The sequence below is a fragment of the Sphingomonas sp. H160509 genome (assembly GCF_024124765.2).
Classification (GTDB): domain Bacteria; phylum Pseudomonadota; class Alphaproteobacteria; order Sphingomonadales; family Sphingomonadaceae; genus Sphingomonas.
This window is the reverse complement of the sequence record NZ_JAMXSR020000002.1, coordinates 3,657,660-3,670,497: the sequence shown is the minus strand read 5'-3', so window position 1 is coordinate 3,670,497 and position 12,838 is coordinate 3,657,660. Positions and strand designations below refer to the sequence as shown.

Genomic DNA, 12,838 nt, shown 5'->3' with positions numbered 1-12,838 from the left:
GCAGCCAAGCAGGACACCACCTGGAACAGCCCCCTCACCCCAGCCCTCTCCCCCGCAGGGGAGAGGGAGCAGAGGCTCAATCCTCGACGATCTGACTGTTCGTCCGCGTGTCCTTCATGCGGAGGTACACGACCAGCGACACCGCGATCATCGCCGTCACATACCAGTAGAAGCCGCGTTCGAAGCCCGCGCCCTTGAACTTCAACGCGACGAACTCGGCGGTCCCGCCGAACAACGTATTCGCCAGCGCATAGGGCAAGGCGACGCCCAGCGCGCGGATGTGCGCCGGGAACAGTTCCGCCTTCACGACCGCGTTGATCGACGTGTAGCCCGTCACGATCACCAGCGCCGCCATCACTAGCAACCCGGCATAGATCGGGTTGGTCGCGGTCTCCAGCGCGGTGAAGATCGGATAGGTGAACAACACGCCGGCAATACCGAACCCGACCATCAGCGGTTTCCGCCCGATCTTGTCCGACAGCCCGCCCGCGATCGGCTGCAACAACATGAACACGAACAGCGTCGCGGCGTTGATCTGGCTCGCCACTTCGCGACTGAACCCGCTGGTGTTGACCAGGAACTTCTGCATGTAGATCGAGTAGGCGTAGAAGGCGAGCGTACCACCTGCGGTCAGCAGCATCACCGTGATCGTCTCGCGCGGATGCTTGGTGATCAGCTGGATGAAGCCCGACTTGGGCTTGCCGTCGCCCGCATCGGCCTTGGCATTCTCGAAGCTCTGCGTCTCGGCAAGGCCACGACGGATGTAGAACACGACCACGGCGAGCACGGCACCGATCGCGAACGGGATGCGCCAGCCCCAGGAATCGAGCGCCGCCTCGCTCATAGTCGATTGCAGGATCAGCAGCACGCAGATCGCGAGCAACTGGCCCGAGATCAGCGTGACGTACTGGAACGACGAGAAGAAGCCGCGGCGGTTCTTGCCCGCCATCTCGGTCAGATATGTCGCCGACGCGCCATATTCGCCGCCGACCGACAGACCCTGCATCAGCCGCGCGATCACCAGCATCGTCGGTGCGAAGACGCCGATCGTCTCGTATCCCGGCGTGCACGCGATGATGAGCGAGCCCGCGCACATCAGCGTGACCGATACCGTCAGCCCCGCCTTGCGGCCGTGGCGATCGGCATAGATGCCCATGATCCACGCGCCGATCGGCCGCATCAGGAAGCCCACCGCGAAGACCGCCGCCGTGCTGAGCAACTGCGCGGTGCGATCGGTCGACGGGAAGAAATGCGGCGCGAAATACAGCGTGAAGGCGGAATAGACGTACCAGTCGAACCATTCGACCAGGTTGCCGGTCGATCCACCGATGATCGCCTTGAGGCGCGTTTTCTGATCGGGTGCCATTACTTCGTCCCCTGCGGAGCTTGTGTCGGAAAGCCGCGCTTCTTCAGCAGCGCGTTCACGTCGGGATCACGCCCCCGGAACGCACGATACGCCTCGGCGCGATCGGTCTCGTTGCCGGTCGACAACAGGATCTTGGCGAACCTGTCCGCGGTCGGCTTGTCCCACGGACTGCCCGCCTCCTCGAACGCCGCGAAGGTGTCGGCGTCCATCGTCTCGGACCAGAGGTAGCTGTAATAGCCCGCCGAATAGCTGTCCGACGCGAACAGGTGCTGGAACTGCGGCACGCGGTGACGCATCACCAGCTGCTTCGGCATGCCGATCTCGGCGAGCGTCGCGGCCTCGAACTTGTCGGGGTCGATCACGCCGTCCGGCACGGTGTGAATCTTCATGTCGACAATCGCCGACGACAGATATTCCGCGGTCTTGAAGCCTTCGTTGAACTTGCTCGACTGTTCGATATTGTCGAGCAACGCCTGCGGCATCGCCGCCTTGGTCTGATAATGCCGCGCATATTTGTCGAGCACGTCGCGGGTCAGCAGCCAATGCTCGTTCACCTGGCTCGGATATTCGACGAAGTCGCGCGGCGTGCCGGCAAGCCCCGGATAATAGACGTTCTGGAGCATCGCGTGGATCGCATGGCCGAACTCGTGGAACAGCGTTTGCGCATCGTCGAGGCTGATCAGGATCGGCTCGCCGGGCGCACCTCGTGCGAAATTGTTGTTGTTCGACGACAGCACAAGCTGCGCCGGGGCGAGCCCACGTTGCCCACGATAGGTGTTCGCCCACGCGCCCGATCGCTTGCCGGTCCGCGCGAAATCGTCGCGGTAGAACAGCCCGACGTCCTTGCCGTTCTTGTCGGTCACGCTCCACACGCGCATGTTGGGCTCGAACACGGGAACGGTGCCGGTGATCTCCTTGAAGTTCAGCCCGTACAGCCGGTTGGCGGCATAGAGCGAACCCTGGATGATGTTGCCGAGCTCGAAATACGGCTTCAGCTGCGCCTGATCGAGGTCGTACCGCGCCTTGCGCACCTTCTCCTGGTAGAAGCGGTAATCCCATGGCTCGATCGTCAGCGAGGTGCCGGCGACCTTCTGCATGTCCGCGACTTCCTCGGCCACGCGCGCCTTGGCGGCAGGCCAGACGCGCATCATCAGGTCCATCGCCGCGGCCGGCGTCTTGGCCATCGTGTCCTGCATCCGCCAGTCGGCATGCGTCTTGAACCCGAGGAGGTGCGCGCGGTCGGCGCGTAGCTTGACGATCTGCGAGATCGTCGCGTTCGTGTCGTTCGCATCATTATTGTCGCCACGATTGACGAATGCGCGCCATACCTTCTCGCGCAGCGCGCGATCGGTGGCGTTGGTCAGCACGGGATCGACCGCCGAGCGCGTGTTGACGATCGCGAAGCCCGGCAGCTTCCGCTCGGTCGCAGCGGCCTTGGCCACCGCCTTCACGCTATCGGGCAAACCCGCGAGCTGTGCTTCATCGCCGACCGCGATGGCGGTGCTCTCGTCGGCGAGCAGCTTCTCGCCAAACGTCGAGAACGCGGTCGCGAGCTGCTGATTATACTGCGAAAGTTGCGTCTTCTGCGCATCGGTCAGCTTGGCGCCCTGCCGGACATAGCTGTCGTAGATCCGCGTCACGAGCCGGATCTGCTGCGCGTTCAACCCGCTCGAGTTGCGCGCGGCGTAGATCGCCTGGATGCGCGCGAACAGCGGCTTGTCGAACGTGATCGCATCCGATGCCGCAGAGAATTTGGGCGACCATTCGCGGTCGAGCTTCTGATACGCCGGGGTGTTCATGTTGCCGGTCATCACGCCGAACAGCGTCATCACCTGACCGTAGCGCTTGCCGGCCAACTGCATCGGCACGATCGTGTTGGCGAAGGTCGGCTTGGCCGGATTGTCGGCGATCTTGCGGTATTCGGCGGTCCGTTCGGCGAGCGTCGTCTCGAACGCCTGCGGGAACAGTTCGGGGCGAACCTTGTCCCAGGGCGGCACTCCGCCCAGCGGACCGGTCCAGTCAGCTAGCAAGGGGTTCGCGGCGGGTGTCGAAGACGTCGCACCCGTCTGCGCGACGATCGACGTAGACGCCATCAGCGCAACGGCGCTGGCGGCGAGGTATAGAAACTGCGCATGGATCTCCCGGTCAATGTACCGGGTAGCATAGTGATAAAGTTACGTAGCGGAAGGCGTACGCATTGATCAACGTGTAGCGCTGGTCGCACGCGCCGTAAGATCAGTCGCCGGATCGATCGTCGCAAGGCTGGCTCGCAGCGACTTCCGCCGCCGCAATAAGCCTGCGCCCCGTCTCAGCGGCGGCCTCCGGCGTGAAGGTGATCGCCAAGCCATCGAGGCCGTCCAGCGTCACCAGCCCATTCTCGGCGGCGGCAATGCCTGCAATAGTTTCCGGCGTCATCATGGTCTCACTCCCCCGACCGTTAATCCTGCCAGGGGCCCCGCGCCGGCTACCCGTCACTCACCCCTGGAACCGTAGAGATATTGTGGTTCGAATTCAGCAACGGCTGCAAGTGCCTTATGATCCACGATATTTACCTCGCCTGCCTTGAACGTCAGCAGGTTTTTCTCGCGAAGCGCTCTCAACACGCGGTTCACATGAACGCCGGTCAACCCGGTCGCCTCGGCCAGATCTGGCTGCGTCATAGGCAGTATAAAGCGTCCCTCGGCCGCCATCCCGATCATTTCCAGCCGCGCGTTCAATTCGCAGAACAGATGCGCGATACGGCCTTCCGCGCCAAGGCGTCCCAGACGGAAAATCCACTCGCGGTGCATCGCCGCATCGAGCAGCGTGCTGAACCACAGTTTCTGCGTCAAATGCGGATAGCGCTCGGTGATCGACTGCAGCGTGCGGTGTTCGAAGCAGGCGATCTTCACCGGCCCCAGCGTCGCGATGTCGTGATCGAGCCGCTTCATCGGGAATGCGTGTAGATCGACGAAATCGCCCGGTACGTGCACGGCGACCAGCTGACGCTGACCCTCGCGGTCGTCCATGTAGCGACACACGAACCCCTCGATCAGCAGCGTGCTCGTCTCGATGAGGTCGCCCGCCCGGACGATCTGCTTGCGCCCGGGCACCTGCCGCACGGATTCGATGCCGTCCTCCAGCACCTGCTTTTCTTCGTTGCTCAACTCATGGCGACCACGGCCCATGAGGAATTTTTCCGAGATCATCGACACCCCTTTATCACCCGGCCTCGTACCGCCCTCCGCGATAGAAGAACAGATCGGGATTCGTACTGATCAATATCAAAGGTTATGTCGGACGCGAAACATTGCAGCGGTTCGCGGGTTCCTCCCCGACCATGTACCAGCCAATTTTCCAGAACGATCACCCACTCGCGCGCAACTTCATCGAGACTGTGCAGGCGCCGCAATTCCCCTGCGTCGGCGCAAAATCCGCGCTCGCCAAGGGGCAGATGGACATTCTCGTCGCCCGCGACGTGCGGTCCGCTTGGGATGATATGAGAATTTCTCCGGCGCTCGGCGAGACCGTGCGCAAATACCGTGAGGATCGCGCGATCTTCCGGACTCTCATCATTCTGTTCGAAGCGCCTGCTTTGCTGTCTGAAGAAGAGTTCGAAGCCCATCTTTGGGCGCGTGCTCAATCACTTAGCGACAAGGACGAGTGGCTCGGCTATCGCCCTGACCCGTCGGTAAGCAGCGATCCCGACGATCCGCATTTCTCGCTGAGCTTTGCAGGCGAGGCATTCTTCGTGGTCGGCCTGCATCCGAATGCGAGCCGTCCAGCGCGGAAGTTCGAGTCGCCCGCAATGGTGTTCAATCTTCACGACCAGTTCGAGGTGCTGCGCGACCAGCAACGCTACGACAAGTTGCGTTCGTCGATCCTCGCGCGCGATCTCGAATATGCGGGCTCGATGAACCCGATGCTAGCGCGCCACGGCGAATCGAGCGAAGCGCGACAATATAGCGGACGCGTCGTCGACGAATCCTGGAAATGCCCCTTCAAGCGAGGCGAAGCACGTGGCTGACATCAAGACGATACCGCCGCGTTCGGGGGCCGGGTTCACACTCGACAAGGGACAAACGCTAACGGTAATCGATCCCGAGGGTCGCCAGGTTTCGGACTTGCTCGCCTATAACCGTACCGACATTCGCGAAGCGATCTCGTCGGGGCGGACGCTCGATTATGCGAGCCGGTTGTACCTGACGACCGGCGACCTGCTCTATTCGAACCGCAGCAACGTCATGCTGGAGATCGTCTCGGACGATGTCGGGCGACATGATTTCCTGCTAACGCCGTGTTCGAAGGAAACCTTCGCGATCATCTACGGCGATACCGATCCGCATCGCGGCTGCTTCGGCAATCTTGCTGAGGCGCTCGCGCCTTGGGACATCGAGCCGGACCAGATCCCGGTCGCGTTCAACTGCTTCATGAACGTGCCGATCAATGGCGAAACGGGCACGTTCACGGTCGAACCGCCGCTGAGCAAGGCTGGCGACACGATCGTCTTCCGCGCAGCGATGGACCTCGTCATCGGCATGACCGCGTGTTCGGCGCTGCAATCCAATGGCGGCAGCTTCAAGCCGATCCAGTACCGGATCGATTGAACGGACTGGCTAACGGCGCTGGTAGAAGATGTGCGACTCGACGGTCGCAACCTTGACGAGCGAGCTACGCCAGTACGGCACCAGCCAGTCGGTGTGGTAGTGGGTTGCGCGGCCGACCGGTGCGTAGACGTAGCCGTCCATCGCCCGCCGTGCCGCGTGCCGCGCCTGTTCCCAGCCGTCGTGTTCGGGGCGTCGGGTCTGCGATCCGTCGCAGGTGAAGGAGAACTGGCACCCGGTCTTGCGGTTCGCACCTTGATAGACGACCCCGCAGACCGTCTTGGGGGAAACCGCGCGCGCCGACCCGGTTGAGCACCACCTGAATGACTGCACGTTGTCCGTCACGGTCGGCGCCGGCCTCATAGAGCGCGACGGTGGCGAGGCATTCGGTCGCCTGGAGGCGCGCCGCAGGACCGCCGCGAAACCGGAACGGCTCCGCGCGCTTGCGTTTGTCGGCAACGATCGGGACCAGCGCATTGGACGCGCGCGCCTGTGCCATCGTCAGCCGGGGCTTGCGGTGATCCGTGGTGGTTTCGGTCGGCCAAGGCAGATCGGTCAGCGACCCGAAGATCGCCGCGAACGCGACCACGGCGCCGAGCAGGAGAAGCCAATGCTCGGACGATGGCCTCAGCCCGGATCGATTGCGCCGCCGCGATGAGACATATCGGGCCGGTCGCTTCGCCATCCCGCGTCCTTACCGGCGAAATTTTTGCAAGGAAACGATCACTGTGCCACTCGTCCCGAAGGTCGAGGGGTGATCGTCGGAAAAAGATGGTGCCCCTGGCCGGAATCGAACCAGCATGCCTTGCGGCAACCGATTTTGAGTCGGTCGCGTCTACCAATTTCGCCACAGGGGCAGCGGCGGGTTGGCTAGACGAAGCTTTCGTCCGCCGCAAGCGGGTTTAGTTGCGCCTTTAGTTGCGGGGCGGCTGGCGGCGGTAGCTTAGCGCTTCGGCAATGTGGATGCGGCCGACTGTTTCGCTGCCGGCGAGATCGGCGATGGTGCGGGCGACGCGGAGAATGCGGGTGTAGCCGCGCGCCGTCAAACGCATCGCTTCGGCGGCCTGGGCGAGGAGTTTGCGACCGGCTTCGTCGGGCGTGGCAACGACGTCGAGCAGCGCGCCATCCGCCTCTGCGTTCGTGCGTACCGGGTGGTCGCGGTACCGATCCGTCTGGATCGCACGTGCGGCGGCAACGCGGGCGCAAACTTCTGCGGAGCCTTCGGTCGGCGGCGGGAGAATCAGGTCGGCGGCGCTGACGGCCTGAACGTCGATGTGCAAATCGATTCGATCTAGCAAAGAGGCTCTTTTCAAGTAGAAGGCCCGTCATGCTCGCCATCGCCTATGCCCGTTGGTCGTCAATGGAACAAACGAAGGGCTCTACCCTCGCCCGCCAGATCGAGGCGACCACCAGCCTTATCGAGTCGCGCGGATGGGAGCCGATCGGCGACCCGCTTATCGATCGCGGCAAGAGCGCTTACACGGGCGCAAATATCGAGACGGGGCAGCTAGGCCAATTCCGCGACAGCATCATGAGCGGCGCACGCGACGCCTGCAATCTGGTGCTAGTCGTTGAGGAGTTGGATCGCCTAAGCCGCCAGCCCGCCGACCTCATGCTTAGTTGGTTGTCGCCGCTAGTCCGTAAGGGGCTTTCGATCGCGGTTGTGAACACCGGGCAGATGATCACCCGCGACATGCTCGATACGGACATGGGCGGGCTTATGATGATCCTCATTACCGCGTTCGGATCGCACACCGAAAGCCGCAAGAAATCTACGCGCGTCGCGGCGGCTTGGGAGCAAAAGCGGGAGGCGGCCCGCAACGGCGACATCGCCAAGGTTCAGCGCAACCACCGCCGTCCGAAATGGGTTGAGATTGCGGAAGACGGCTCATTTTTCGTGCCGCCCGTGAAACTTGAGATCATCCGCCTGATTTTCGAAAACCGCGTCGCCGGTATCGGAAAGGGCCTCACCGCTAAGACGCTCAACGACATGGCACGCGATGACTCGCGCTACGCGACGTGGGAACTAGACGCGGGCGAACGGAAGGCCCCGGCGCATTGGAGCCCTACCTATGTCGGGCGCATCCTCGCTAACCGTGCCGTCATGGGCGAATGGCAACCCTATCAGCGCCCGCGTAGCGGCGAGGTAATCGCGCTTGAGCCGATCGCCGACTTTTACCCCAAGATCATCGAACCGGCGCTTTTCACGCGCGCTAATGAGGCGCGGATTTCTGAGGCGCTCAAGCGTCAAGGGCGCGGGGCGTCGCTTTCGAACCTGCTAGGAACGCGGGCACGGTGCGCGACGTGTGGCGGGCAGATGGCCGCGCTAGGCTCAGCCGCCTACAAGACCAACAAGGTGGGCATAACGCGCCGTCATTATTCGCTCTATTGCACGAACGCCAAAATCGCGAAGTCGTGCGATAACGTGATGGGCTGGGCTTACGACAAGGTTGAGGGGCCTATCCTCGACACGATCCTTACGCTGGCGATGGATGATCAGCACTTTGGTGCGAAGGCCAACGACACGGCACCGCTAGAGGCGGCGGTTCATACGGCTAAGGCGTCGATCGCTGAGACTGAGCGCAAGATTGAGTTCGTTATGGACGCGATCGAGGGCGGCGGCGGTGAAGCGGCTAAGGCCCGCCTCGCCATGCGCCAACGCGAGCTTGCGGACGCCAAGGAAGCCCTCGACCAAGCTGAGGCGGCACTATCGAGCGCACGGGGCGCGGTATCGCCAGCCGAGCACCTCAAGCGCGTTGGTGAGGTTCGCGAGCTTATGAACGCCGACGATCCCGATATTCGTTTTCAGGCTCGCAGCCGGGTGAAGGCCGCGCTTGGCGCACTTATCGACAAGATCACTTTTCACCCCGCTACCGGCATCGTGTCGGTTTTGGTTGTCGATCGCGCGCGGCTCTTTTCGATCGCAAACGCGACGTGCCAGCCGCGCGGCGGGAACTTGCGCAAGAATGCGGTTGAGCCTCAACCCTACATCCTGAGCGACCTCGATTTCACCGCGATGGGGGCAGGCCCCGGCTATGGCAAGGTTACGACGATCGAAGGGGGCACCCGGAAGGAAACGGTTTCCAATGACCTCGACGCCGACCAGATAGCGGCCTCAAAGGGCTATGTGCGACGGAAGGCGGCTACAGAGACCTCGAAAACGGGCTCAGGGCCTAAATAGGGGGTGATCCCCTCCACCATCGTAGATTTCTATTTTCGCGATCGAGCGAACGCCGACACCACCGACGAGAAGCGGCGCGTCTGGCGCACCTATGCGCGCGCGGTGATCGAAGAGTTTCAGCGACCCGAGCGCCGCGTCCATACGATCGGCGCACCCGTGATTATCTGGCGACGTGCCGCGAACGACGACACGCTACCCATTCGATGCCCGCCCTATTGGGCATCCGTGCCCCTCGCCGACCTCCAAGCCCTATGGCTTGCCCTAGAACGCGCACGCGCCCCGGCGACGCCCTCATGAGCCGCAAGCGCGCCCCTGAGCCCCTAGTGATCCCCTCCACCCTTACCGACGCTCAGCGCGGCATGATCGAGGGTGCGAGCAGCGATGCTGCGCGGGCGATTCTACTAAGCTTGTTCGCTAAAGCTCAGGCTCGATAATCGCTTAACGCGGCTCCCACTCATCTAAAGTTTTCCTTGCGTGTGGTAAGTTTGCAACGTGCGGACTTTAACGACCTGAGCGTTAAGCATCGCAAACCCGCAGAAATCAGCCATTCCCGAGCCTAAAATCTATAAACGATTATAGATCGCTGCAACATTAAGCTGAGTGTGTCAAAACCTTAGTGGACAAAATCAGTAAGTCTGGCATTTTAAGCCCATTAAGCAGGACGCTAAGCAGTGGATTAAGACATGACCGACCAGCCCCGTAAGATTGACTTCGCCGACATGATCGAAGCCCTTAAAGCCGCCGATGAGGATCGCGTTAAGGCCGATGCCGAGCGCGAGGGCTGGAAAGCACGGGCGGAAGCCGCAGGACGTGAGCGCGACCAGTGGAAGGAACAGGCGTGCAAGATCGGAAGCCGTCTCCTCGCCATCGTTGATGAACTCGACATCGCGCCGCTGGAAACGATGAGCGCCTATCCGGCTGAGGCCCCCGTTGAGAATGAGGCCCCGGTTGAGCCTGCCCCCCCGTCGTCGTGGGCGTCGCGTCGTTCGCGCCCCCCGGCGCTCCCGAAATGGCGGAACCGATCGGGGGCCTCGCTGAAGAATTCGAGCGCCTTAACGAGACGTTCCCCGATGAACCGCAGACCCCCGGTATGGCTGAGTTCATGGCGAAGGCTCACCAAGAGGCGTTCGGCACGCCCGCCCCGGCACCGTCCGCCGACCTGAGCGACATGATGGCGGCGATCGAGCGCGTGACGGGGCAAAAAGGCAAACTTTGCTAAGGCCCCCGTCGAACAGCCCAAGGCGGTGAAGCTGGACGAAGACAGCGAATACCTCGCACTTTCGCGGGCGTATCTTATCGAGAATGGCATTTCCCCTGAGCTTGCCATTCGCCGCGAAGCTATCTCAGCGCTCGACAGTGACGCTCCCGTGCCCATTTCGATTGAGGCGTTGATTGGGAACGCTCGTGAATATGGCCTCAAGACCGAGGAACAGGCTTACGCCGTGCTCGACCAGTTGGTGATTGATTACCCCGGCCTCATCTTGCGCGATGGGAACCGCTATCGCTCGCTTGTGACGATCGCGCCGCGCGACGAAAACGGCGAAACGCCGCCGCACATCGGCGTTGTCGGCACGGATTGGGACGCCATGGCGGCGGAGGAATGCGAAGCGCTCAAGCCGTTGCACCACGGGATGGACGCCAACGATACCGCCATCATGCGCGCCTTGAAGCAGTGGGCAAACCAGAGCGACGATTTTCTTTCCGTTCACTACCTTTGGTTGAACGCACGGGCTCACGGATACACGAATGGTGAACCGACCCTTCGTTACCGTATGAAGCTTGCGCCTAAGCCTCTCGCTCAGACGCACGCGCACTTGATCGAGGAACGGGCAAAGCCGCTTGGCTGGCGGTTGCGCGCGCCATCGCCGGATGGTGGCGACAAGGTGAAGGCGGACGATGAGGCGACGGTTGCCCCTGAGCCTGCCCCGGAAGCGCCCGCCATCGTGATGCCCAAGGTTCCTAAGAGCTTCCCTATGGACGGCGACGCGCGAAGCCTTGGGATTCATCGGAACGCTTGGGTTTTCCGTCACCGTAAGGATCAATTCGGCCCTATCGAGCTTCCCCGGTGCCAAGTTTGCAATCGCGTGCTCAAGGCTAACAACGGCATTGTGCAAGATCACGGACATAAGCGCGGCGAAGGCTTCAATGACGGCCCCTGCTACGGCTCTTATCACATGCCCGTTCAAGTCGATTACTCAGCGATCGAGCGCTTGGTAAAGCATATCATCCCGAGCGACATCGAACGCTTCCGTAAGCAGATCGAAGCCTCGCCGGAAGAAGTCTTTCACTACTCGCAAAAGGACGGCAACAAACGTATCACGCCCGAAAACTGGAATACCCAATCGTTCAAAACTTATCATGAAGGCTTCGAAGGCTTCCGGCTCATGAAGGTGGCAGGTTACGAACGCTCGATTACGGCGCTGGAAAACGAGCTTGTGAAATCGAAGGAGCGCCTCGCCAAGTGGAAGCCCCAACCGTTCAAGATGGACAGCGTGCGCGCCCGGTGATCCGATCCGGCGCGACGTTTAACGAACTTTAAGGAGGACGCCTTATGTTCCACTGGCGTAAGAATACCCGCACGGCTCCCGATGCTCAGCCATTCCACGGCGATCATACGGAAGACGAATTTCTCGCGACCATCGCAAACTTTGACGGAGGAAAATGGATGCCAGCAATAGAAGACACCGCCAGCCGGGTTGCCGCCCTCGCTAACATCGTGAGCACGCACGTTGGCCCGGATCATCTATCGATCGTCGCCCGCGATCCTGCCCCCTTTGACACGATCGCCAGCCTCACGGGCGACGTTCGCGAAGTTGAGGTGATCGTTGCCACCACGGTGAGCCCGAACGATGCCGAGCGCTTCCGTGAGGCGCGCGACGCTGAGCGCTTCCCCCGCGCGTTCTATGATCGCCATGGGAACCCGGACGGGCAGAACGTCGCGAAGGCTAAGGGCCTTGCGGCAGACATCGGCATCACGACCCCGCCGACCCTGAGCGCGATCATGGGCACGATGCTGGGGGTTCTATTCGCGACCGTTGAGGATGCTCAGGCATACGACCGGGCGGGTTAAGCCGCTCCACCAGCGCTAGACACGAAAAAGGGGAGCCTTGGGCGGGCTCCCCTTTTGTTTTGCCCCTGAGCGGGCGTTTAGGCGGGCTTCCCGCCTTTCTTGGCGGCTTGCGTCGCTTCATACTTCGCACGACGTTCCGGCGACCAACCAGCCCGTGCGGGCTTATCGCTACGCTCGACACGATGGCCGCTCAGCTTCACGCCCCCGGCGAGTAGATCGCCTTCCGCCGCTTCGTGAAGCTCGCTATCCAACTCGCCAGCCTCGACATCCTTACGAAGCTCAGCAAGCGCGTTGGGGAAGCGTTCGGACGGGATGAAAAATGCGCTCTTGCCTTCGTGGATTTTCACCGGGTTAGCGCCAAGCTTTGGCGTGAAGTGAACGACCTTGTTATTGATGCTCCACATAGCCTTGTCACCACGCGGGGGCTTGTCGTCATCGAATTGCGCCTTCGCTTTATCGAGCGCGGCAATGAACGGTTTGCGATGCTTCGTCTTATCCGGGGCAACGTAGTGGAACGCCTCAGAAAGCTTTTCGTCAACCAGTGCGAGGAAACCCTTGAGCGCCATGCTTCATACTCCGCTTCGATAAACGATTAACGGGACGCGGCGTAGCTTAGTGCCGATGGCCGTTCAAGATTT

At 61.8% G+C, this 12,838-nt stretch carries 13 protein-coding genes, 1 tRNA gene and 1 pseudogene; 7 read left to right on the top strand and 8 right to left on the bottom strand.

The window, feature by feature from the left end:
- Positions 1-76: 76 nt before the first annotated feature.
- The 4 genes from NHF48_RS19950 to NHF48_RS19935 form a co-directional block, all read right to left on the bottom strand.
- Positions 77-1,366, bottom strand: coding sequence for an MFS transporter (locus NHF48_RS19950; protein WP_253072095.1), 1,290 nt, complete (start codon positions 1,364-1,366; stop codon positions 77-79).
- Positions 1,366-3,459 (bottom strand): M3 family metallopeptidase, encoded by a 2,094-nt coding sequence (locus NHF48_RS19945; RefSeq protein ID WP_253072094.1) that lies wholly within the window; start codon positions 3,457-3,459, stop codon positions 1,366-1,368. Before NHF48_RS19945 ends, NHF48_RS19950 begins: the two co-directional genes overlap by 1 nt.
- A gap of 142 nt (positions 3,460-3,601) precedes the next feature.
- Positions 3,602-3,784, bottom strand: a complete 183-nt coding sequence (locus tag NHF48_RS19940; RefSeq protein WP_342454695.1) for a hypothetical protein — start codon at positions 3,782-3,784, stop codon at positions 3,602-3,604.
- A gap of 53 nt (positions 3,785-3,837) precedes the next feature.
- On the bottom strand, positions 3,838-4,554 hold the full coding sequence (locus NHF48_RS19935; protein WP_253072093.1) for a Crp/Fnr family transcriptional regulator: 717 nt from the start codon (positions 4,552-4,554) through the stop codon (positions 3,838-3,840).
- Positions 4,555-4,685: 131 nt separating this feature from the next.
- Here NHF48_RS19935 and gntA point away from each other — a divergent pair, with 131 nt between their 5' ends.
- Together gntA and NHF48_RS19925 are read left to right on the top strand one after the other, a co-directional pair.
- Positions 4,686-5,372 (top strand): guanitoxin biosynthesis heme-dependent pre-guanitoxin N-hydroxylase GntA, encoded by a 687-nt coding sequence (gntA, locus tag NHF48_RS19930; RefSeq protein WP_253072092.1) that lies wholly within the window; start codon positions 4,686-4,688, stop codon positions 5,370-5,372.
- Positions 5,365-5,952, top strand: a complete 588-nt coding sequence (locus NHF48_RS19925) for a DUF1989 domain-containing protein (RefSeq protein WP_253072091.1) — start codon at positions 5,365-5,367, stop codon at positions 5,950-5,952. The genes gntA and NHF48_RS19925 overlap by 8 nt, the downstream gene beginning before the upstream one ends.
- Before the next feature lie 9 nt (positions 5,953-5,961).
- Here NHF48_RS19925 and NHF48_RS19920 read toward each other — a convergent pair whose 3' ends face one another.
- From NHF48_RS19920 to NHF48_RS19910, 3 genes and pseudogenes are all read right to left on the bottom strand, one after another.
- A complete protein-coding gene (locus NHF48_RS19920) occupies positions 5,962-6,312 on the bottom strand; it encodes a cell wall hydrolase (protein WP_253072492.1) in 351 nt (116 codons plus the stop codon).
- Between the two features lie 409 nt (positions 6,313-6,721).
- Positions 6,722-6,806, bottom strand: a tRNA-Leu gene (locus tag NHF48_RS19915).
- A 57-nt stretch (positions 6,807-6,863) separates the two neighbouring features.
- Positions 6,864-7,247: pseudogene (locus NHF48_RS19910) on the bottom strand (magnesium chelatase subunit ChlI family protein); the annotation flags it as partial.
- A 29-nt stretch (positions 7,248-7,276) separates the two neighbouring features.
- Here NHF48_RS19910 and NHF48_RS19905 point away from each other — a divergent pair.
- The 5 genes from NHF48_RS19905 to NHF48_RS19885 all read left to right on the top strand — a co-directional run bounded on the left by NHF48_RS19905 (position 7,277) and on the right by NHF48_RS19885 (position 12,200).
- Positions 7,277-9,130, top strand: a complete 1,854-nt coding sequence (locus tag NHF48_RS19905) for a recombinase family protein (protein WP_253072090.1) — start codon at positions 7,277-7,279, stop codon at positions 9,128-9,130.
- A 3-nt stretch (positions 9,131-9,133) separates the two neighbouring features.
- Complete coding sequence (locus NHF48_RS19900) at positions 9,134-9,427, top strand: hypothetical protein (protein ID WP_253072089.1); 294 nt, start codon at positions 9,134-9,136, stop codon at positions 9,425-9,427.
- A 673-nt stretch (positions 9,428-10,100) separates the two neighbouring features.
- Positions 10,101-10,349 (top strand): hypothetical protein, encoded by a 249-nt coding sequence (locus tag NHF48_RS19895; protein WP_263816996.1) that lies wholly within the window; start codon positions 10,101-10,103, stop codon positions 10,347-10,349.
- Between the two features lie 25 nt (positions 10,350-10,374).
- Positions 10,375-11,637 (top strand): hypothetical protein, encoded by a 1,263-nt coding sequence (locus NHF48_RS19890; protein ID WP_253072087.1) that lies wholly within the window; start codon positions 10,375-10,377, stop codon positions 11,635-11,637.
- 44 nt (positions 11,638-11,681) lie between these two features.
- On the top strand, positions 11,682-12,200 hold the full coding sequence (locus NHF48_RS19885; protein ID WP_263816995.1) for a hypothetical protein: 519 nt from the start codon (positions 11,682-11,684) through the stop codon (positions 12,198-12,200).
- A gap of 77 nt (positions 12,201-12,277) precedes the next feature.
- Here the strand turns inward: NHF48_RS19885 and NHF48_RS19880 are convergent, their stop codons facing one another.
- Positions 12,278-12,766 (bottom strand): hypothetical protein, encoded by a 489-nt coding sequence (locus NHF48_RS19880; protein WP_253072085.1) that lies wholly within the window; start codon positions 12,764-12,766, stop codon positions 12,278-12,280.
- Positions 12,767-12,838: the final 72 nt, after the last annotated feature.